Annotated in this window: 16 protein-coding genes; 7 read left to right on the forward strand and 9 right to left on the reverse strand. The window is 42.9% G+C overall.

Annotated elements, in window-relative coordinates:
- The first annotated feature begins 10 nt into the window (after window positions 1-10).
- From AW17_RS07835 to pepE, 6 genes are all read left to right on the forward strand, one after another.
- The gene (locus tag AW17_RS07835) at window positions 11-1324 is read left to right on the forward strand and encodes an XrtY-associated glycosyltransferase XYAG1 (protein WP_167343649.1); all 1314 of its coding nucleotides are present in this window, start codon (window positions 11-13) and stop codon (window positions 1322-1324) included.
- The gene (locus AW17_RS07840; RefSeq protein ID WP_029275575.1) at window positions 1308-2162 is read left to right on the forward strand and encodes a glycosyltransferase family 2 protein; all 855 of its coding nucleotides are present in this window, start codon (window positions 1308-1310) and stop codon (window positions 2160-2162) included. Before AW17_RS07835 ends, AW17_RS07840 begins: the two co-directional genes overlap by 17 nt.
- 21 nt (window positions 2163-2183) lie before the next feature.
- Window positions 2184-2780, forward strand: a complete 597-nt coding sequence (xrtY, locus tag AW17_RS07845) for an exosortase Y (protein ID WP_029275576.1) — start codon at window positions 2184-2186, stop codon at window positions 2778-2780.
- Window positions 2764-3345, forward strand: a complete 582-nt coding sequence (locus AW17_RS07850) for a WcaF family extracellular polysaccharide biosynthesis acetyltransferase (protein ID WP_245235027.1) — start codon at window positions 2764-2766, stop codon at window positions 3343-3345. Before xrtY ends, AW17_RS07850 begins: the two co-directional genes overlap by 17 nt.
- Window positions 3346-3539: 194 nt before the next feature.
- Window positions 3540-3935 (forward strand): hypothetical protein, encoded by a 396-nt coding sequence (locus tag AW17_RS07855; RefSeq protein WP_157280241.1) that lies wholly within the window; start codon window positions 3540-3542, stop codon window positions 3933-3935.
- Window positions 3936-4109: 174 nt separating this feature from the next.
- The gene (gene pepE / locus AW17_RS07860; protein ID WP_029275579.1) at window positions 4110-4805 is read left to right on the forward strand and encodes a dipeptidase PepE; all 696 of its coding nucleotides are present in this window, start codon (window positions 4110-4112) and stop codon (window positions 4803-4805) included.
- Window positions 4806-5843: 1038 nt separating this feature from the next.
- On the opposite strand, the gene AW17_RS07865 is transcribed toward pepE, so the two are convergent.
- The 5 genes from AW17_RS07865 to AW17_RS07885 all read right to left on the reverse strand — a co-directional run bounded on the left by AW17_RS07865 (window position 5844) and on the right by AW17_RS07885 (window position 12860).
- Entirely contained in the window at window positions 5844-7808 is a 1965-nt protein-coding gene (locus AW17_RS07865; RefSeq protein WP_051691692.1) for a DUF1565 domain-containing protein, read from the reverse strand.
- 99 nt (window positions 7809-7907) lie between these two features.
- Window positions 7908-9755 (reverse strand): right-handed parallel beta-helix repeat-containing protein, encoded by a 1848-nt coding sequence (locus AW17_RS07870; RefSeq protein WP_051691693.1) that lies wholly within the window; start codon window positions 9753-9755, stop codon window positions 7908-7910.
- Between the two features lie 6 nt (window positions 9756-9761).
- The gene (locus AW17_RS07875; RefSeq protein WP_029275582.1) at window positions 9762-10583 is read right to left on the reverse strand and encodes a hypothetical protein; all 822 of its coding nucleotides are present in this window, start codon (window positions 10581-10583) and stop codon (window positions 9762-9764) included.
- 4 nt (window positions 10584-10587) lie between these two features.
- Window positions 10588-11466, reverse strand: a complete 879-nt coding sequence (locus AW17_RS07880; RefSeq protein WP_036669325.1) for a phytanoyl-CoA dioxygenase family protein — start codon at window positions 11464-11466, stop codon at window positions 10588-10590.
- Window positions 11467-11474: 8 nt separating this feature from the next.
- Complete coding sequence (locus AW17_RS07885) at window positions 11475-12860, reverse strand: sugar porter family MFS transporter (RefSeq protein WP_029275584.1); 1386 nt, start codon at window positions 12858-12860, stop codon at window positions 11475-11477.
- A gap of 149 nt (window positions 12861-13009) precedes the next feature.
- On the opposite strand from AW17_RS07885, the gene AW17_RS07890 reads away from it, so the two are divergent.
- On the forward strand, window positions 13010-13858 hold the full coding sequence (locus tag AW17_RS07890) for an AraC family transcriptional regulator (protein ID WP_029275585.1): 849 nt from the start codon (window positions 13010-13012) through the stop codon (window positions 13856-13858).
- A 258-nt stretch (window positions 13859-14116) separates the two neighbouring features.
- Here AW17_RS07890 and AW17_RS07895 read toward each other — a convergent pair whose 3' ends face one another.
- From AW17_RS07895 to AW17_RS07910, 4 genes are read right to left on the reverse strand one after another with little or no spacing between them, the layout of a single operon-like run.
- Complete coding sequence (locus AW17_RS07895) at window positions 14117-15391, reverse strand: MFS transporter (RefSeq protein WP_029275586.1); 1275 nt, start codon at window positions 15389-15391, stop codon at window positions 14117-14119.
- A 52-nt stretch (window positions 15392-15443) separates the two neighbouring features.
- Window positions 15444-17606, reverse strand: a complete 2163-nt coding sequence (locus tag AW17_RS07900) for an FN3 associated domain-containing protein (protein ID WP_029275587.1) — start codon at window positions 17604-17606, stop codon at window positions 15444-15446.
- Window positions 17606-18631 carry an NHL repeat-containing protein gene (locus AW17_RS07905; protein ID WP_029275588.1) on the reverse strand — a complete coding sequence of 342 codons (1026 nt, stop codon included), beginning with the start codon at window positions 18629-18631 and terminating at the stop codon, window positions 17606-17608. Before AW17_RS07905 ends, AW17_RS07900 begins: the two co-directional genes overlap by 1 nt.
- A gap of 9 nt (window positions 18632-18640) precedes the next feature.
- Window positions 18641-20092, reverse strand: coding sequence for a DUF1501 domain-containing protein (locus AW17_RS07910; RefSeq protein WP_029275589.1), 1452 nt, complete (start codon window positions 20090-20092; stop codon window positions 18641-18643).

Below are 20092 nucleotides of genomic sequence, written 5' to 3' on the forward strand. Positions count from 1 at the left end.
AAAATTTAAATTGAAAATTATTCACATTACTGCTTCTTACAAACCTGCCTACCTGTATGGCGGGCCTATACAGAGTGTAGGGAAGTTATGCGAGACCTTAATTGGGTTAGCGGTTAGGGGTGAGGGATTAGGCATTAATGATGTGCAAATATTAACCACAACGGCAAATGGAACAAATGAGCTAGACGTGGCAATAGGTAACCCTGTGCTGGTAGAGGGCGTAAGTGTTACCTATTTTAAACGCTGGACAAAAGATCACAGCCATTTTTCGCCTGGACTGTTGTTGAATTTACGGAAAGAGATCCTTCATTGCATTCAGGATGACAAGACAAGTGATAAGGATGACAAGCTAAACACAGCCAATCAAAACCTAAAAGGACCACCCCGTCTTATAGACACCCCTCCGAAGGAGGGGAATGTTGTACACATCCATGCCTGGTGGAATTTAGTTTCGGTATTAAGCTGTTTGGTTGCCAAGTGGTATAAAATACCCGTTGTTTTGTCTCCACGGGGAATGCTCACCTCCTATACATTTGGTAACCGGAATTCATTTTCAAAGAGACTCATTCACAAATTAATGGGCAAACAGCTATTAAAATATTGCCATATCCACGCCACCAGCGAACAGGAAAAAAGAGATATTTTAACGATAGTGCAGCCTAAAAGTATTAGGGTAATCCCCAATCTGGTTAGTTTAGGCGCTGGAGCGGTAGCTAGTGAGTTCCACGCAGCAGTGGTGAAAGATGAGAAATCACCTGTTTTCAAGATGATTTTTCTTTCCCGCATTGAAGAGAAGAAAGGACTTGAATTACTTTTTGAGGCTTTGGCACTTGTCGATATCCCCTGGCAGTTAACCATCGGCGGTACAGGGAAGGAAGATTATGTACAAAGATTAAAAGACAAGGCTGAAAAGCTAAAATTTAGCGAGCGAATGAATTGGCTTGGACAGGTAAATAATGAGCATAAGTTTAACTTTATGGCCGGGCATGATCTAACAGTCCTCACTTCTTACAATGAAAATTTCGCCAACGTAGTGGTAGAAAGTTTAAGCGTAGGTACGCCAGTACTCGTCAGTAAATTTGTTGGTCTTGTCGATTATGTGGCTGATAAGAACCTGGGATGGGTTACTGGACTAAATATTGAAGAGATCAAAACTGGAATCATTCAGGCTTATCAGGATATGGAAAAAAGAAAAAAAATCAGAACTACTGCTCCATTGCAAATCAATGCTGATTTTAACGATGACATTTTGGCTAAACAATACGTTGAATTTTACAAAGAAATTCTAGCTACCCATAATAACTTAAATGAATCAAAATTTTAGTTTTATCATATTAACCTTTAATGAAGAAATTCATTTACCCAGGTTGTTAGAATCTATTAAGAAGCTTAATGCCAGCACATTTATTTTGGATAGCGGAAGTACCGACGAAACGTTGAAAATTGCTGAACACTATGGTGCTGAGGTAAAACAAAACCCTTTTATAAACCACCCAAAACAATGGGATTTCGCTTTAAAAAACTTTAAAGTAGAAACACCCTGGACAATCGGCCTCGATGCAGATCAAACCGTTACACCGGAGCTGTTTGAAATGCTGGACAACTTTAAAGAGGAAGACTACCTCGATATTAACGGTATTTACTTTAACCGTAAAAACTTCTTTCAAGGAAGCTGGATCAGGTTTGGCACCTTCTACCCTTTTTACCTTTTAAAAATGTTCAGGACAGGGATCGGATTTTCTGATCTGAATGAGAATATGGACCATCGGTTTATAGTGCCCGGAAAAACCTTAATATGGAAGAAAGGCTGGATATTGGAAGAAAATTTAAAAGAGAACGACATTGCTTTTTGGAAAGCCAAACACGAACGCTATAGTGATCTGGTTGCACAGGAAGAGATAGAAAGAATGCAAAAACTTAGATTACAAAGCCTGAAGCCTGATTTATTGGGCAACCCCGATGAAAAGCGGGCATGGTTAAAACAATTGTGGTGGAAACTCCCGTTAGGCTTTCGCCCCTATCTTTACTTTGGCTATCGGATGTTTTTTAAATTCGGTATATTTGAAGGCCCCACGGGAATTAAGTTCCATTATCTTCAAGGTTTCTGGTTTAGAAAACTGGTAGATAAAAAAATTAAAGTAATTCAAAAAAACAGAAGTTAAATTTATAAGTGCCGATAACATATGACCCCAGAAGGAGCAAAAAAAGAAGCGAATAAAAAGGCCATCAAATTTGTGGTTGCCCTGTTCATATTATACATCCTGTTTAGCCAGGGTAATCTGTTTATGAATAGTGTGATGACACCTGGTTCCAAATTTTATAATGCCTATATCGCTAATCACTTTGATTATATTCAAGGTTTAAAAACAGCATTAATTGTACCTGCGGTACGGATTATTAAGGCTTTTGGCTTCTATGCCATTCATAATGAAATGGACGTTATGGTAGTGGCCGGACCTTATCTGCGTGTGAATTATTCCTGCCTTGGCCTTGGTGTAATGAGTTTTTTGGCCGCTTTTGTACTGGCATTCCCTGCGTCATGGAAATCGACTTTTAAAATGCTGGTGATCGGTTTTATTGCCATCTACGTTCTGAATGTATTGCGTATTGCAGGTTTGGGTATATTATTGGGATTCTTTAAATCGCAACGGAACAATTTTACCTATCACCACGAAATTTTTAATATCATTGTGTACATCTGCATTTTCGCAATGTTGTATTTTTGGATCAAAAAAAGCAATAAATTAGTTAAAAATCAAACCATTGCCAGCAACAAATAAAGAGGAAAATTTGCTAAAAACACAGCTACACAAGAATTTTGATACTGGCAATTTTAAGGTTGGTGCCCCCATCCTCAAGCAGATTTTGTGGTACTTTACCGATGTCATCTTTTTTAAGAGCCGTTTAATGCCAGTCAGTTCGGTACTGGTTGCTTTGTTACGGTTATTCGGTAGCAGAATTGGCATGGAAGTACGCATAAAACCGGGCATTCACATTAAATATCCATGGAAACTGGAAATTGGCGATTATAGCTGGCTCGCTGATTGTTATATAGACAATTTGGATCAGGTAAAAATTGGAAAAAACTGCTGTATTTCGCAACAGGCTGTTCTCATTACCGGAAATCACAATTATAGCCGCACAAATTTTGATTTAATGACTGGCCCCATTGTGCTGGAAGATGGCGTTTGGATTGGTGCTGCAGCTACAATTGGCCCTGGTGTAACGCTACATAGTCATGCAGTTTTAACAATGGGAAGTGTGGCGAACAAAAACTTAATGCCTTACAGCATTTACCAAGGCAACCCAGCGGTAAAGGTTAAAGACCGTGTAATGAAAGCGTAACACAAAATTCAGACTAAAATATAACGCGGATTGCCAAACAGCAATCCGCTTTTTTTGAATAGCTATTTAACTATTTGTTGACAAATATCAATGGTTAAGATTTCTTTAACAAGAAAAATTATCTTATTTAAAAATTATGAGAACATTTGCATTGTCCATTCATAAACCTATTTAAGTTGGTAAATTTTAAATTAATGAAGAATAAGTACTCCTTATCTTCTAACCTTATTTTAATTACTTTTTTAATCGGGATTGTAAATCTGTTTTTTTACAATTATGAGAGTACGCAAGAGTTGGTTATTTTTATATCAATACTCATCACGCGCTATCTGCTTTTTATCCTGATCAAACGCAGGTTCGAATGGAGCAAGTACTTATTGGTGCTCATTATTATAAGAAGCATATATCGCCTATATGTTGTAATGGGCGATGTAGATATTAATCCGGTAACCAAGATAAACCTCTATTTACAGGCCTTTATTTCCATACTGGTTTTTGCTACCCTGGTTATTTTCCCAAAGTTAAAAGAATGGATAAATGAGCGGAGGAAATATCTTTCTGCAGCCAGGGTGTCTAACGCCCAGCCTTAATTTTTATCTGAAAGGCATAAAGAAAACATGCTTTAAAGGAAAAACCGACCTTCATTTCTAAAAAAACCTTCAGTTTGCCGTTTCTCATTAACTAGAAAATAGCCGATCTTTCTGCTGGCTCTACACAACAATTATTTCAACGAAAAACGGTATAATTGCCGAAAGCAAAATAAAATGAATGTTATCCTGGCCTCTACTTCTACGCTGTTTGGCGGTAATTATCTGGAATACTTAAAAGATGAGCTCATTACGCTCTTTGCCGGGATAGATGAAATTATATTTATCCCTTATGCAAGGCCAGGAGGCGTTTCGCATGAAGAATATACTGCCAAAGCCTGCGATTTTTTCTCACAGCTAAATATCAGCGTTAAAGGCCTGCACGAATTTAACAACCCCATTGAGGCGATCCATACTGCCAAAGGTTTTTTTACCGGGGGAGGCAATACTTTTCTTCTGGTAAAAACACTTCATGAACTGGGCATGATGAAGCATCTAAGTGAATCCATCAAACAGGGCAAAGCTTATTTGGGCTGTAGCGCCGGAAGCAATATCGCCGGCATGAATATGAAAACCACCAATGATATGCCTATTGTGTATCCGCCCTCTTTTGATTGCATGCAACTGGTTCCTTTCAACCTTAATCCCCATTACCTCGACCCAAATCCGGAGTTAAAACATAATGGAGAAACAAGGGAAACCAGGATCATGGAATTTCTAACGCAGAATAACATAAAGGTAGTAGGGCTGCGCGAAGGCAATTGGATCAGGATACTGGGCGATGAAATCACTACACAGGGCAGTGAATATACCAGGATCTTTGAGGTGGGCAACCCCCCTTATGAGCTCCCTCCAGGCAGTTCATTATTGTAAGTGTAAAATAAGATCACATGGGGTTGGCGGAGACACAATTTCATTAAGTTAAGAGTTTTTAACCACAGATGGGCACAGATAAACACGGATTTCATATCTGTGTGCATCCTTTCTATCTGTGGTTAAATTATTTTTGCTTGTGCCGAATGCCCTAACTTAATAACATTGGGGTAACGCTTCAACTGGGGATAAATGGCTAACTCAGTTTTTTATTTTTGAGGTTGCAGGGTGCACAAGCCCTTGTTCCTAAACCCGATTGCAATGCAAAGCCCGTAAGCGAGGTACGAGTGCGGACTTGAAATGGAAAGCGGGGTTACAAGCTGCCAAGAACCACAAGCCTTCCATTTCCTAATTTGAAGAAATAATGAGTATGTTCCATTTCGGTCGGTGAGACACCAACCGATAGGATAAAGAGTTTTTAACCACAGATGGACACAGATAAACACGGATTTCATATCTGTGTGCATCCTTTCTATCTGTGGTTAAATTATTTTTGCTTGTGCCGAATGCCCTAACTTAATGACATTGGGCGGAGACATAAACCGGCTGCTCTTTTCCATCAATGTTTATCGAGAGTGATATCAGGTTGCCATAATGCAGTGCCCGGATCACTGCTTCTTTTTTCTTCAGATCCTCCATACCGCTGAACGGGTATTTTTCGATTGCTTTTTCCAGCTCATAGCCATAACCAGGGGAAAATTTATTTAAAGGGTTTCTCTGAAATAAAAATTAGACATGTGTTTTATGCGCTATTACCACTCTGGGATACCTGCCCAGGGTTTCTGCTTCATCTTTAGGGAAGTTTGGATTACACAAGGAAAATAAAATGCCTTAAACAATGTAATTTGAAAGTTGAACTTTCAGATTACATTGTTTAAGGTTAATATTTCATGCAATTTGAATAATAAAAGATCCTCTGCGGATAATTGCTCCAACCGCTCCAACAATTAAAATTCTTTTCAACAAAACTAGGTGCGATGCGAGATAGACCAGTTCTTGCCTATTTGCGCCCACTAAATGCTATGTTGCGAAACGTTCTTACCAGACCTGTATCCGCTGCGTTCCACTTTTTATTATCTCAAACGGACCAGGCGACGGATTGAGCACGTTCCGTTTCCGGTTGAAATAATCCATCTCGATCTTTAGTGGAGAGCCATCTGGATTCTCAAAAGGTAAACCAGGGACAATGGCCTTACCCAACAATTGGCTTGTTACCAATTTCCTTTTCTGTTTGATCAGCCAGTTTTTATCCAGCGCTATTTCAAGGTACATTTTTTCTTTTTCAGCTGTTAACTTTGTAGTGGCATCAAAATTTTCATCCACCAAAAAATCCGTTTCCACGGCATCCTTGTCCGGCACATTTTTAAGCTTTTCTTTCGCTGCCGCACTAATTTCTCCAAAGCTTCTTTTTTTATTACCAGAGATCGCCCTTATGGCCCCCTTCACATAAACATTTCCGGTAAAGCTTACCGGCAATATTGCTTTTTTGTATTCCGAAGCATCGCCACCGTTCACAAATAAATTGTTGATGAACTGGCAACCTCCCCCGGCATTGTCATGTAGCCCTTCCATAAAGGTCGAATGCGGCCTAAGATAAGGGGTGAGCCTGCTGTCGTAAGAAACTACGTTCATCTTGCCTCCAAATATATTGTGTACAAATGCGGCGCCGCTGGAGTTCATCAGCAAACTGGTTTTGGAAAGTAACACATTGTTACTGACCAGCATAGGCCCGTGATCGACCTCTAAAAAGACGTCCAAACCGTTATCATGCATCAGGTTATTTCTCACTTGTACGCCCTGAGCCATCCAGTCGAGCCAAACGCCCATATTGGTACGATAGATATGGTTGTTACGGATCTGCACGTCAACAGCCCCATGAAATTTAATACCCGCCATTTCTGCACCGCTGAACAATCTTTTCATATGGATATCATGTATCGTATTGCCCTCAACAACGCTGAAAGCACATCCCATACTGCCTACTACACCCGCCTGCTCACAATATGCAATTGTGTTGTTACGAACAACATGCCCTCCAACCGTAGCTTTATTCCAGCCGAATGCCAATGCCCGCTTGATGGTACCAACATAGCCTTCTGCCGATTCTGTATTATTGTTATCCCATTTATCGCCATATTTACCAAGTGCAATGCCCACACATTTTGAATATTGGACTGTATTGTTCTCTATGATCCATCCCTTGCTCCAATGGGTACCAATAAGTCCCATTTGCTCAGCTGTAGGCGGCGCCCAGTTTGTAGCTGCATGCTGCATGGTAAAACCGCGTAGCGTGATGTAATTGATAAATGGTTTATCGGGATAAAAAATAGTCTGTCTTACGTTTATTTCAACGGTCTGCTCATTAGGGTCCACATTTTTAAACTGCGCCCATATTGTTGTCGAGGTCGAATCTACGGTAGCAAACCACTGCGGATCTTTTTTGTTGGGTGCGTTCATGACTTCTGCTTGCGTACCAGCCTCCATTAACCAGTCCCCGTTCAGATATACCGCACCGGTATGATAGGTACTTCCTTTGGGCGGCCAGTACCAATCGCCACGGATCAAATCGCTGTATGGGTTAAATTTCCCAAAAAAACTGTTGGGAATCTTTGCCACCCAGGTGTCATTACCGGTCTTTTTCCAGCCCTTTATTATTTCAGAACCTTTAATCTCAACCTTTTCTCCTTTGGCTGCCTGGTAAACAATCCGCTGCTGCTCTGAATTGCCGCCAAGGGGAGGCGTCACCTGTTCGCGGTACACACCGGCATGAACCGTGATCACATCGCCTGGCATGGCCACATTTGCCGCTGCAGATATAGTCTTAAAGGGTTTAGCGAGGCTGCCCTCATTGGTATCGCTCCCATTTACCGCTACGTGATACTCCTTGGCCATGGCAACAAATGTTGTCAATACCAATAAAACCAGTAGATTAATTTTTTTAAACATCATCTTATTTTTTATATAGCTCTTTTTTAGTTGCAATGAGATTACTTTAGTTTTCATTGTTGTTGTTTTTAGTTCGTTTTCCTCATATAAATTCTTTCCTGAATGCCGGTTACGCGAACACTGGCATTAGATATTGCTTGTGCCAGACAGAAATCCTCATAGGCCAGTCCGATGTCGATCCTGCCATACTTTTATCCGTTGTCTTCCGTTTTTAGTTATCACAAACGGTCCCACACCGGGATTCTTTGCCTTCCTTGTTATACCCAGATAATCGGTATCGAAAAGAAAGGTATTACCGTTAGGATCTTCAAACGACTGGTGTGGAACTACCGCCTTTCCGAGCAATCTGGTATCGATAAGTCTGGGTTTTATATTTTCTGACCAGGAGGTTTTTAAATTAACGCTAAGATACCACATCCCGTTTTTTTCTTCTATTCCAAAAGCAGGGCTGTGATCGGGATTCCTCACGGGCTGCTGCTCGTATTTAGAAGGCCTGGCATCTGCTAAATACACGTTACCCTCCATTTTCACAGGCAACGCCGCATTATCGTAAGGCGACAGGTCCGTCCGTCCCAGGAATATATTGTTATAAAACCGTGTATCGCCACAGGGATTGTTATGAAAACCGGCAATCAAAGTGGAATGTGGCTTCAGAAAAGGCGTTGGGCGCGGATCAAGGTCATTGGTTTCCCAAAGTTTCCATGCAATTAAATTGTTTACAAATGCTACCCCTTGCGACAACCTCACCTGGGCTAACTGCGGGGAAAGAAATAGATTGTCATCAACTACCACGGGACCATGGTTAACTTCCAATGAAAAATCCTGTACCCGGTTATTGTGCAGGAAATTTTTGGTTATCCGCGTTCCCTGCGCCATCCAGTCGAGCCATATTCCTCCTTCTGTATTATATATATGATTATGGCTTATTTCGACATCAATAGGTGCATGTAACTTTATCCCGGCCATTTCATAACCCCAGAATAGTTTTTGTTCTGCAATGTCATGGATGGAATTTCCGGTAATGGTACTGAAAACTGCCCCCAGACTGCCTGCAATACCGACCTGCCCGCAATTATGGATCTGGTTGTTTCTCACCAGATGGCTCCCGATGTGTTCTTTGTTCCACGAATGATCCAATGCCCGCTGGGTGGTTTTAATGAATCCCTCTACCGAGCCAGACTTATTGTCCCATTCATCACCGTACTTACCAAGGGTAATACCGGCACATTTTGAATAACTGATATCGTTATTTTCAATGACCCAGCCCCGACTCCAGTGCGTACCGATCAGCCCGAACTGTTCGGCAGTAGGAGGCACCCAGGGAGTCGCGGCCTGGCTCATTGTAAAACCTGAAACACCAATATAGTTGATGCCCGGTTTCGAAGGATAAAATACAGTTTGGCGGACATTGATTTCAACCATTTCCTTATTGGGATCTGCATTAAAAAAATCTGCCCAGATAACGGTATTGCTTTCATCAACCCTGCAATACCACGCTGGCGCTTTGATCGTCGCCGAATCCAGCTGTTTTATATCTTTAACTTCTGTTAACGGTTTCCCGTTCAGGTATACTTCACCCGTATGGCACCAGTTTCCTTTTTCAAGCCAGTCGCCATGGATTGTATCGCTGTAGGGATTAAATTTTCCAAAAAAATGATTGGGCAGCGTAACTGTCCATTTCGTTGCACTTAGTCTCTTCCAGCTTTTGATGATTTCAGATCCTTTTATTTCAACCTTTTCGCCTTTGGCAGCCTTGTACCAGATCCTTTTCTGATCCGAGCTCCCACCCCGTGGGGGCGCCACCTGCTCGCGGTACACGCCGGCATGAACGGTGATCACACTACCGGGCTGGGCTACATCTGCTGCTGCAGTTATAGTCTTGAATGGTCTTCTCAGGCTTCCATCGTTCCCATCATTCCCATTTACAGCGACATGGTACTGCTGAGCCGAGGCACCAAAAGCGCTCAGTATAAATAAAACCAATATTTTAATCACATTTCCCATCTTTATCTAATTATACCGCTCTCTCAATATCTGCATCATATAAGCATTTACCGCCCATTGATCAGCAATGGGCTGCCCTGTAAAGGGCAATGGAACCATGTAAGGGAACGGTCCGAACTCCGGCGTGATGCTTAAGATTGCCCCAGGTCCTTCAAGTCTTTTACGCTCGGCTACCTTGTCCCACCAGCTTAAATGCATGTTCAGTGCATACTGCCATTCAGCGGCGCGCGGATCAGGCACCTGCGGCCCTTCCTCATAGCCTACCCTTGCGTGGATATGCGCTGTTCTTTCAATGGCCAGTTGCATCGCATCCTGCTGATTTTCTAACAACGATTCAGCCACGCAGACCCAATGTGATGCATCCAAAGTAATCTGCAGATCAGTTATCCTTTGAAGGTAGTCTTTGGTAATATGTGCAGCAAAAGAGAATTTGTTCCGATGGGTTTCATGATATACTTTAATGCCTGTATCCCCGGTGAATCCACGGGCCGCACCGATCAGCGCACTGTTCTCTTCGAAGCTGAAAAAATCCTTACCGGTCTGGGAATTGATCATAAATGGTTTATAGCCCTTCATTTTCCAGAGCCAATTGTTATAGGCATCATAATGTTTGTGATAGTCTGCCTCACTAGTATCATAATGCTGGACTATCAATAACATATCCTCCCTGGCAGCTGTGTCAAAAATATCATCAATCGCTGAGACAGGCAGATCGCCTGCAATAGCATACTCTACACCATCGTACCCCTGCTGTCTGGCTTGTTTGAAAAACTCAGCCAGCTCGGTATTTTCACTTCCCCAACGCGGGCAAAAAAACTTCAGTTCCATAGGGTTATAACGATGTTTTAATTTTCAGGGTCTCGGGCCTTAAGTAAGGTCTGTTCACATCAATTGTGCCTTTATAGCCGTAAGGATCCTCGCCCGAAACCATCATAATATCCCTCAGATCGTCTGTCGGATCGAATTTACCGTCCTGGTCCCATGGCAACATAGATTCGGCGCTCATGTAATGATTGACCAATGCAGTACGGAAACAGTCCTCTGTCTTATTTTTCTGGGAACTATGCAGCGTATATCCGTTAAAGAAAACCACTGAGCCACTTTTCACTTCTACGGGGATAATATTTTCCTTTGCAAAGCCCGAGACGTCCACGGTATCCACATCTGCATATTCGGCACTAGTATTGGGTACCCTGTCCATGATATAACCAGACTTGTTTGATCCCGGAATAATCCATAAACAGCCATTATCAAGGCTCGCGTCATCAATGGCAATCCATACGCCCGTCAGTGACCTGTCCCTGGTGGGAATATAATATTCATCCTGGTGCCAGGACTGTCCGGCCTTGCCCGGAGCTTTTACAAACAGCATAGACTGCATGCATTTTACATTGGGACTTATGATCTTGGTAAGTACATCGGTTATCCTCTGGTGAAGAAGATATGATTTGATCACCTTGGATATTTTATGTGGAAAATGTATCGCGATATATTTTTTAAGTATCTCCTGATCTGTCAACTCCCCGGGATCAACCAGTCCGTCAACATGGCCGCGGTTCCCCCTGAATATCTCTGCAGTTTCCATTCTCAGCTCATCGATTTCATTCACAGACAGGAGCTGCTCTGCAACAAGGTAGCCGTATTCTTTATAAAACCCGATGTTAGCGGGCGATACCTTTGCATTCTTTATATGCGCATTTTCAAAATTCATAGCAATGGTTATTTCTTGATAAAAATGGATTCAATTTCTTCCAGTGATCTGCCCTTTGTTTCAGGTACCCTAAAAATCACATAGATAAAGGCGATCAGGCAGAATGCGGCATAACAGAACAGTGTATTTGAAGTGCCCAGCTGCCGGGTCATTACCGGAAAGGTATAAGTAACGATAAAATCGGCAAGCCATAAGGCGAGGGTGGCGACCGACATTGCGATCCCGCGGACCCGGTTTGGGAAAATTTCTGAAAGGTATACCCAGGTAACTGCGCCGAGCGTACATCCGAAGGTCCCCACATATATCACCATGAGCCCGAGTACCACATAATTATCAAAATACCGGAAGTGAAAACAGAGCGAAATAGCCACTAACGACAGTCCCATCAACAAGCTTCCTATCAATAGGAATTTTTTTCTGCCCACCTTATCTACCAGGCCAATGGCTATAAAAGTGGATACCACGTTCACTACACCGATGCCAATGGTCTGCAATAAAGAAGATGTATTGCTCAGACCGGTTTCTTTAAATATAACAGGCGCATAATAAAGGATAGAATTAATGCCTGTTACCTGCTGAAAGACTGCGATCAGTACCCCGATGAACAGTACAGGGCGGTAAGTTTTGCTGAACAGTATCTTTAAACCAGAATCTTTTTCACATTTGAAAGTATTTTCAATTTCCTCAATTTCCGCATCAGCGGCTACACTGCCAGATATTTTTGTCAATATCACTAATGCTTCTCCTTTGAGCCCCTTTTTGACCAGCCAGCGGGGAGTTTCAGGAACAAACAACAAGGCCACCAGGAATAAAAACGAAGGGATAAGCTGTGAAATAAACATATACCTCCAGTTGTTTTCTCCAAAACTTTCAAAAAAATAGTTGGAGAAATAAGCCAGCAATATCCCAAGGACAATAGCCAGCTGGTATAATGCAACCAGCCTGCCGCGCAGTGAGGCAGGTGTGGTTTCTGCAATGTACATTGGCGAAATCATGGCAGCAGCTCCTACCCCCAATCCGCCGATCAATCGGAACAGGACGAAGAAAGTAAAATTTGATACCAGACCTGCTCCAAGGCCCGAGAGCGCAAACAGCAAAGCGCATGCGATCAGCGTTACACGGCGCCCGTATTTATCTGCAAATAGCCCAGCCGCCATCGCACCTGTAGCGCAGCCGATCAGTATTGAGCTAACCGCCCAGCCCAGCGAATATCCGTCTAGTCCAAAATAAGGTGTAATATAAGGTATCGTCCCGGAAATAATAGCGGTATCAAATCCAAACAATAGACCACCTAATGCAGCCACCATACTAATAACAATAATAAACCTGGTGTTTATGGTTTCGGTTTTTGGCGCAGCTTGCGCTGACGGTTTTAAAGCAGGTGCTATAGCCATATGAGCTGGGTCGGTTTGGTTAGGTAAATACTAAGCTAGCGGGTTTTTATTCTGATCCCTTACACTTTCCTATCAAAAAAGTAAACTATCTTATTAAAAAAAAGAAAAAATCATTAAATTGTGATCAAAAACGTAAAATATCGTCAATCATGAAGCCCTTTATTCAAAAGCTAACACTCGATGAAACGACTTCGTTTGTGGCCAAAACTTTTAGAACGCCGGATTTTGAGGTGGGCTGGCACCAGCATATCGAATACGAACTGATCTTGTTTACCGAAGGCTCTGGACTAGGTTTCGTGGGCAATCACGTTGGTGAATTTGAAACCGGTGATATTTATTTCCTAGGCAGTAATCTTCCGCATACCTTTCAGAAAAGGGAACCGGGATTGATTACAAGTGCAGTGGTGGTCCAGTTCAGAGAGGACTTTTGGGGCACTGAAATATTGAATATACCCGAAAGCCGGTATATCAAGAAGTTATTGGAGAGTTCATTGTTCGGCCTGAAAATAACAGGAAACAGTAAACGCCTGCTTTTTTCACTCATCAGCGAGCTGGAAACAACAATAGGGTTCCAGCGTATCCTCATCCTGGGCAAATGTCTCGACATCATTGCAACAGGTAAAGAGTATATCGAAGTATCAACACAGGACCTAAAACAGCCCAATAATAAAGATAGGGATTGTATCGACCGCATCTTCCAGTTTACCATCGATTCTTTCAGGGAGCCGATCTCGCTATCCAGGGTAGCTGGCATTGCTTCAATGAGCGTGCCTGCATTCTGTAATTATTTTAAAAAAAGCACAAAAAAAACGTATATCGATTTTCTGAACGAGATCCGGATCGGATATGCCTGTACCTCACTTATGGAAACCAGGAAAACAGTTCTGGAAATATGTTTCGACAGCGGTTACAATACTATGGCCAATTTCCATAAACAGTTTTTAAAAGTAAAACAAACAACGCCATTGCAGTACAGAAAATATTTTACTGCGGATTAATCAGCTATTATGAGAACAATACAGCAAAAGAACAAGAAGCCTGACTTATAGATCACCGCAAAAAACAGCATCAATTCATTGCTTGCGCGCAACACACGCTGCGCTACTTTAATACTTAGCAAAAAAACCGCCTCATAGTTGATTTATGAGACGGCTCCTTTTTTCTGTATATCTGATTTATTTATAAAGACAATTCATTGCAATTAACATTCAAATCGAATGTACGATTATCACTGTTGAACAAGTGTATTCTATCCCTTATACCAATTGTACAGATTTGCTCTTTTTTCGTGAACGCAGGTATAAAACCAGTCCACCGAACGCGACAATCAATATCACAGGGATAATCAGTGTAGCCTGCAGAATTTCTGGGCCCGCCAGATTTTTGGCATTGACAAGCGCCTGCGCTGGTGCTGAATTTTCCGGAGCCTTTAAATAAGCGCCTAACGAGGCACCAGCAGGTAAATGTTTAACGATCAGGTTATCATAAAAACCACCCATAAACATCGTATAAATAGAAACAGCAAACATTCCCGCACCTCCCATCAGATTTAGGCCTAAGGCTCCGGATTTAGGGACATTCTCAGCGACAAAACCGATCATAGTCGGCCAGAAATAACAAACGCCTATACCAAAGATAATTGCTGCGAAAAAAACAGAATTCCCGGTAAATGTACTCAGCATGTAAAGTCCCAATGCGGCAAATATTGCAGATAAGAGCAGTACGCCCTGAGGGGCAAGACGGTGAACCACAGGCTCGGCAAAACCCCGGCCAATTACCATAATTCCGGTAGTTAGCGTGAGCAATAAAATGGCATTATCCGTTACATTTTTCAGTAATAAACCTATCCATTGCCCGGTAAATAACTCGGTAATGGCCGTACCGAACATACAGATAAACATAAAGATAAACAATGGAGAAAGTACTGCTTTATACATATCTGAGCTGGAGTAACCGGATGATACCCTTTCGGTAACCGGAAAATCCAGCTTTGAAAACAGGTATCCGTAAATTAAAGTCGGAATAATCATCATGGCCACCTGTACCTTCCAGCCCAGTCCGAGCTGAACAAACAGGGTAACCAGCAAGGTGCCAATCACAATACCTCCGGGAAACCATAAGTGAAAATGATTTAAGCGGGTAGTTTTATTTTCCGGATATAAAGCAGCTACAAGCGGATTACAGGCGGCCTCCACCGTGCCATTGGCAATGCCGATCAATAGCGTTGATAAAAACAGGCTCCAGTAGCCCTGAGCAAAAATGGTCAACACAATTCCGGCCAGGTGAAAAATAAAAGCCATCACCAGCAAACGTTTCATGCCGATCATATCGACCACAAATCCTCCGACTACAATTGCCAGTGGAAATCCCCAGAAGGCAGCAGCAGTAATGGTACCCAACTGACCAGTAGTCAATTGAAAATCGATGCCGAGCTGGTTCATGATACCGGCACGGATGCCGAAGGAAAGAGAGGTAACCAATAACGCCAGGCAGCTTGCCCAGAATAATTTGGTGTTTTGAATTTTAAGCATATGTTTAGGTTTATATTGGTTTTAATTTTTAATAAAAAAACGGTTTTTTTTCTTAATTCAGAAATATTTCATCTACAAAAAGCCAGGCCGGCTGTCCTTTAGCAGGATGCCACTCTGGTAGTTTTTTTAGGTTTTTGGCTACAATCTTTAAGCAGGAAATATGCTGAGGTTTAAACTTGGCTTCAATTTTAATGAGCTCGCGTTCCTCCATTTTTTCTGGCATGTTGGGTCTTACCCTGCCCAGTAAATGCAGTTTATCCTTATTTGTCCCGCCCCATATCTCTACTTCGGTAGGCGGGAATATGTAGGGCTGTATCTGCTTCATCGCATGTAAAGTTACCGACTGCATGGTAACCGGCCTTTTAAAGTAAAGCATCGCCTCCATATCATTTTCTCTGAAAGCGATCCACTTGCCCAGGTTGAAATCATAATCTCCCAATTGACCGTCGGTCAGCACCGTTGCTCCCCCGGCCCTGTATTTCTCGTTGGCCGGCAATAAAAAGAAGATGCTGTCTGGCTTATAAGTGCTCCTGTAAAAATTAGCACTCAGCAGATCACTGCCGTACCAGCCTGGCTTGTATGCCCTGGCCTTAACCGTGGTATTCCCCTTAAGGACAATTTCCTTGTTATAAATGGGGGATTTAAGGCTATCTGGTTCTGTCCCATCTGTAGTATACCTGATTTCAACCCCATTTATCAGGTGCTTCAATTGCAGGGTAATCGCATCTTTAAAAACAGTTACATCCGTATTCAGACGGGGCTTGTTCAATTTAACGGGGTGTTTTCCATCATCTTTAAAGCCCGCAATCACGGTCAGATTCTTGTTTATTTTTTGTAGCTGAGACAGTTCTGTCCCAGTCAGGGCTGTGTTCCATAAAGTTAGCTGTCTGAGACCGTTCATGTTTACAAGCTGTTTGACAAGATTATAACTCACTCTGGTGCCAGAAAGGGACAAAGCATTTAAATGTTCTAAAGCCGTTAAATATTTTAATCCTGTTCCGTTGATGTTCGTAAAATTCAGGTTCAGTTTACGCAGGTTTTCAAAGCCAGCGATGATTTTCAGGTCTTCATCGCCTAGGGGCATACCGCTCAGGTTTAATGATACAATCTGTTTTTTAACCTCGCTCAGTTCCTTTAACACTGATGGTTTATAAACACTTTTATTATAGATATTTACTGCCAAGGCCGGCGATTCCTTAGCTAAGGGGTAAATATTTCTGTAGTTATTGTTCAGTTTTTTAACGGTGGTCTCATCTGCTGCTGCAAACTCGAATTTCTCCTCCGGCACATCGGTCGGGGCTAAAAAGGTGGTCGCCAATAACCGTAAAGAATCATTTGCAGGTAAATCCGTGACCTTCTTCTTCATTTCAGCATTACTTTTTACCCAAAGTTTCAAAAGCTCCATCTCTTTTTCGCTCAGTTGGGATTTCCCTCTAGGGGGCATATGCTTTTTTTCATCCAATGGCAGATGTATCCGTTCCAGTAGCAAGCTGAGCCCAGGTTTTCCGGGTACAAACAGCTTTCCTGTTTTCCCGCCTTTAAGAATCGAGCCGGCATTATCCATGATCAGATTGCCTTTCGCCTTTTCGATATTATGGCAGCTGAGGCACTTCTGAGAAAATATAGGCATGACCACATCATCAAATATTTTTGCCTGCTCCAGTGGAACTTTGACCATTTCCGAAGGAGCGGTTACAGCTTCCAGCACAAAATTATCTCCATGGGTCAATGCCGCGCCGTAATGGCCGGCAAGGATTACCGAAAGAATGGTAAGGACAGCTCCACCTCTTGCTACAGGCAGTTTATACCAGGCAGAATTCCTGCAGTAATAAATAAAGGTGGTGATGAGGACGATACTTACTCCCGTCCATTTATGCCATTGCAACGTGCTTCCCGAATACGCTTCCTCTTTAGAGAGGAACAGCCCCATGATAACGGTTACAGCTGAAAAAAGAGTACCAGAAAGCAGTAGCCAGGAAGTAAAATCATGGTAGAGTTTTTCTTTAGCGTAAGCATCTTTAAAGCGGAAAAACTCCAGCAGCATCGCCAGCAGCAGAATAACGATTGGAAAATGCAGTACCATAGGGTGCATCCTTCCCAGCGGTTGTAACCAATATGGAACTGAAATCCTATGGCCAAAAACCAGTAAAAAAATAATAAAGGCATTTGCCATGAACAGCATATTCTCTGCAAAACCCTTCAGCGTGATTTTCATTATATGCGTGTGAATTTATATGGATATACTTTTCCCGATGCCCATTGTGCGACATATAGATTTTCATCATTATCTACGCACACATCGTGCGGGTTCAAGAAAATCTTTTCCGCCTGGGCCATGGGCTGCAGCACTCCGTCTTTGTAAACTGGCAGCGTTCCCCCTATATTGGATATTACTTTATTGTTCTTATCCAAAATGGTCGTAAAGCCGCTTCCGTCCTTACTTAGGTCAGGCGAGCGCAATACTGCCGCATACAGATAATCATTTTTTATCACCGGTCTGCAGACGCAGGCACCTGGAAGCGAGATAACCTCTTTCAGATTACCCTGCAAATCAAAGCGTTTAAAGCAGTTGCGGGTACGGTCTGTAACCAGCAAGCTTGGCGTGCTACTGCGTTTATCGATGCAGACCCCATGGGCGTTATCAAGGTGTTTGGTTTCAGCTCCCCTGCCCCCGAAATAACTGAGCAATTTACCATCGGCACTATAATGGAACACATACTGCAGGCCATAACCGTCAGCAATAAAAAAATCACCGTTATCAGCTACCGCGGTTTCAGTTGGCACAAATTCTTCTTTCTTTTTATATAGACCAGTTTCCATCGGGCAATCAATGGTCATCAGGATCTTGCCATCCAATGTGGTTTTATAGACCTGGTGCCGATTAGTATCTGTGATAAAAAGAAACTCCTTGCCGTTTTCCTTTGCCAGGGTAAGCCCATGGCCACCGGGAAATTCATGTCCCCAGCTATCTAGCAGTTTCCCTGATTTATTATAAATGAGGATATTGTTTTTAGTCTCGTTGGTCAACAGGATAATTCTTCCCTTGGCATCCTGTACCATCTCATGGCAATCATTTACCGGGTTTTTCAAAGGGTTCAGCTGCCCCCATTTGTTATCCAACATATAGCGCATATTGTTATGCCCATAAACAGGTCCCTTAGGTTTTGCCATCAGATCTTTGGCAATAAAGAAACTGGCAGATACTACTGTAGTATGTTTTATAAATTTTCTTCTGTCCATAAACGGGATTTATATTAAAATGTCATTGATTACCTTACCGCTCACATCGGTCAGCCTATAACGACGGCCCAGATGTTTGAATATCAGTTTCTCGTGGTTTAACCCAAGCTGATGCAGCACGGTTGCCTGAAAATCATGCACGTGTACAGGATCTTTAATGATGTTATAACCAAAATCGTCAGATTCGCCATGCACTATCCCGGGTTTCACTCCCCCACCGGCCATCCAGATACTGAAACAGCGCGGATGATGGTCACGCCCGTAATTATCTTTGGTCATCTTGCCCTGGCTGTAATTGGTCCTGCCGAATTCACCGCCCCAGATGACCAGGGTTTCGTCCAATAGCCCGCGTTGCTTAAGATCGGTGATCAGTGCAGCCGAGGCCTGATCCACATCTTTTGCCTGCGAGGCCATTTCTTTAGGAAGATTTCCATGCTGGTCCCATCCCTGGTGGTACAACTGTACAAAACGGACACCATTTTCACTTAGTTTTCTGGCAAGCAGACAATTGGCCGCAAAGGTTCCCGGCACCAGGCAATCCGAGCCGTAGAGTTTGATGATATCATCTGGTTCTTTAGAAAGGTCGGTAATTTCGGGCACCGCAGTCTGCATCCGGTAAGCCATTTCATATTGCTGTACCTTGGCATTGATCTCTGGATCACCAAATTCCTTATACGACATATCATTCATCTCCGCCAGCTTATCAAGCATTTTTCTGCGTTCAAACCTGTTGAGCCCTTCAGGGTCCTTAAGGTAGAGTACCGGATCTTCTCCACTACTGAAGCGTACCCCCTGATGCGTTGAATCCAAAAACCCGTTTGTCCATAATTTCGAGTAAACCCCTTGCCCGTTACCCTTGCCGCGAGAGAGCAGAACGGTAAAAGCCGGCAGGTTTTTATTTTCGCTGCCAAGCCCATAACTGAGCCAGGCGCCCATACTTGGCCGGTTTCCCTGTTGCGCCCCTGTCTGGAAAAAAGTCAGTGCCGGATCATGGTTTATCGCCTCGGTAAACATGGATTTAATGATACAGATATCATCAACCACCTTTGCTGTATGGGGAAACAGATCGCTTATCCATGCCCTTGATTCGCCATATTGTTTAAAATCATAGTATGAGCCCACCAGTGGAAAGGACGCCTGGTTGGCTGTCATCCCGGTAAGCCGCTGCCCTGCACGGATAGATGCAGGAAGTTCCTGTCCCATCATCTCCCTGAGCTTGGGCTTATAGTCAAAAGACTCGAGCTGCGAGGGCGCCCCGTTCTGGAACAGATAGATTACCCTTTTGGCCTTTGGTGCAAAATCTGGAAGGCCAGCTAAAATATCGCTTTCATCCATGCTGCCCGAAAAGAGATCAGGCATCAGCAGCGAGCCTAAGGCAACGCTTCCAAGCCCTAAGCTTAGCCTGGAGAGAAAACGGCGCCTGTTAAAGTTAAGGCCATGTTCTAAAATATCCTTTTCCAT

Origin of the sequence: Pedobacter borealis DSM 19626, from assembly GCF_000708285.2 — a bacterium.
Classification (GTDB): domain Bacteria; phylum Bacteroidota; class Bacteroidia; order Sphingobacteriales; family Sphingobacteriaceae; genus Pedobacter; species Pedobacter borealis.

What these genes read in the sequence shown, in the direction of transcription:
- AW17_RS07870 (WP_051691693.1), bottom strand. Translation starts at nt 9,755, where the DNA reads ATGGGAAATGTGATTAAAATATTGGTTTTATTTATACTGAGCGCTTTT.
- AW17_RS07865 (WP_051691692.1), bottom strand. Translation starts at nt 7,808, where the DNA reads ATGAAAACTAAAGTAATCTCATTGCAACTAAAAAAGAGCTATATAAAA.
- AW17_RS07900 (WP_029275587.1), bottom strand. Translation starts at nt 17,606, where the DNA reads ATGAAAATCACGCTGAAGGGTTTTGCAGAGAATATGCTGTTCATGGCA.
- xrtY (WP_029275576.1), top strand. Translation starts at nt 2,184, where the DNA reads ATGACCCCAGAAGGAGCAAAAAAAGAAGCGAATAAAAAGGCCATCAAA.
- AW17_RS07910 (WP_029275589.1), bottom strand. Translation starts at nt 20,092, where the DNA reads ATGGAAAAGGATATTTTAGAACATGGCCTTAACTTTAACAGGCGCCGT.
- AW17_RS07895 (WP_029275586.1), bottom strand. Translation starts at nt 15,391, where the DNA reads ATGCTTAAAATTCAAAACACCAAATTATTCTGGGCAAGCTGCCTGGCG.
- AW17_RS07905 (WP_029275588.1), bottom strand. Translation starts at nt 18,631, where the DNA reads ATGGACAGAAGAAAATTTATAAAACATACTACAGTAGTATCTGCCAGT.
- AW17_RS07880 (WP_036669325.1), bottom strand. Translation starts at nt 11,466, where the DNA reads ATGAATTTTGAAAATGCGCATATAAAGAATGCAAAGGTATCGCCCGCT.
- pepE (WP_029275579.1), top strand. Translation starts at nt 4,110, where the DNA reads ATGAATGTTATCCTGGCCTCTACTTCTACGCTGTTTGGCGGTAATTAT.
- AW17_RS07885 (WP_029275584.1), bottom strand. Translation starts at nt 12,860, where the DNA reads ATGGCTATAGCACCTGCTTTAAAACCGTCAGCGCAAGCTGCGCCAAAA.
- AW17_RS07890 (WP_029275585.1), top strand. Translation starts at nt 13,010, where the DNA reads ATGAAGCCCTTTATTCAAAAGCTAACACTCGATGAAACGACTTCGTTT.
- AW17_RS07875 (WP_029275582.1), bottom strand. Translation starts at nt 10,583, where the DNA reads ATGGAACTGAAGTTTTTTTGCCCGCGTTGGGGAAGTGAAAATACCGAG.
- AW17_RS07840 (WP_029275575.1), top strand. Translation starts at nt 1,308, where the DNA reads ATGAATCAAAATTTTAGTTTTATCATATTAACCTTTAATGAAGAAATT.
- AW17_RS07855 (WP_157280241.1), top strand. Translation starts at nt 3,540, where the DNA reads ATGAAGAATAAGTACTCCTTATCTTCTAACCTTATTTTAATTACTTTT.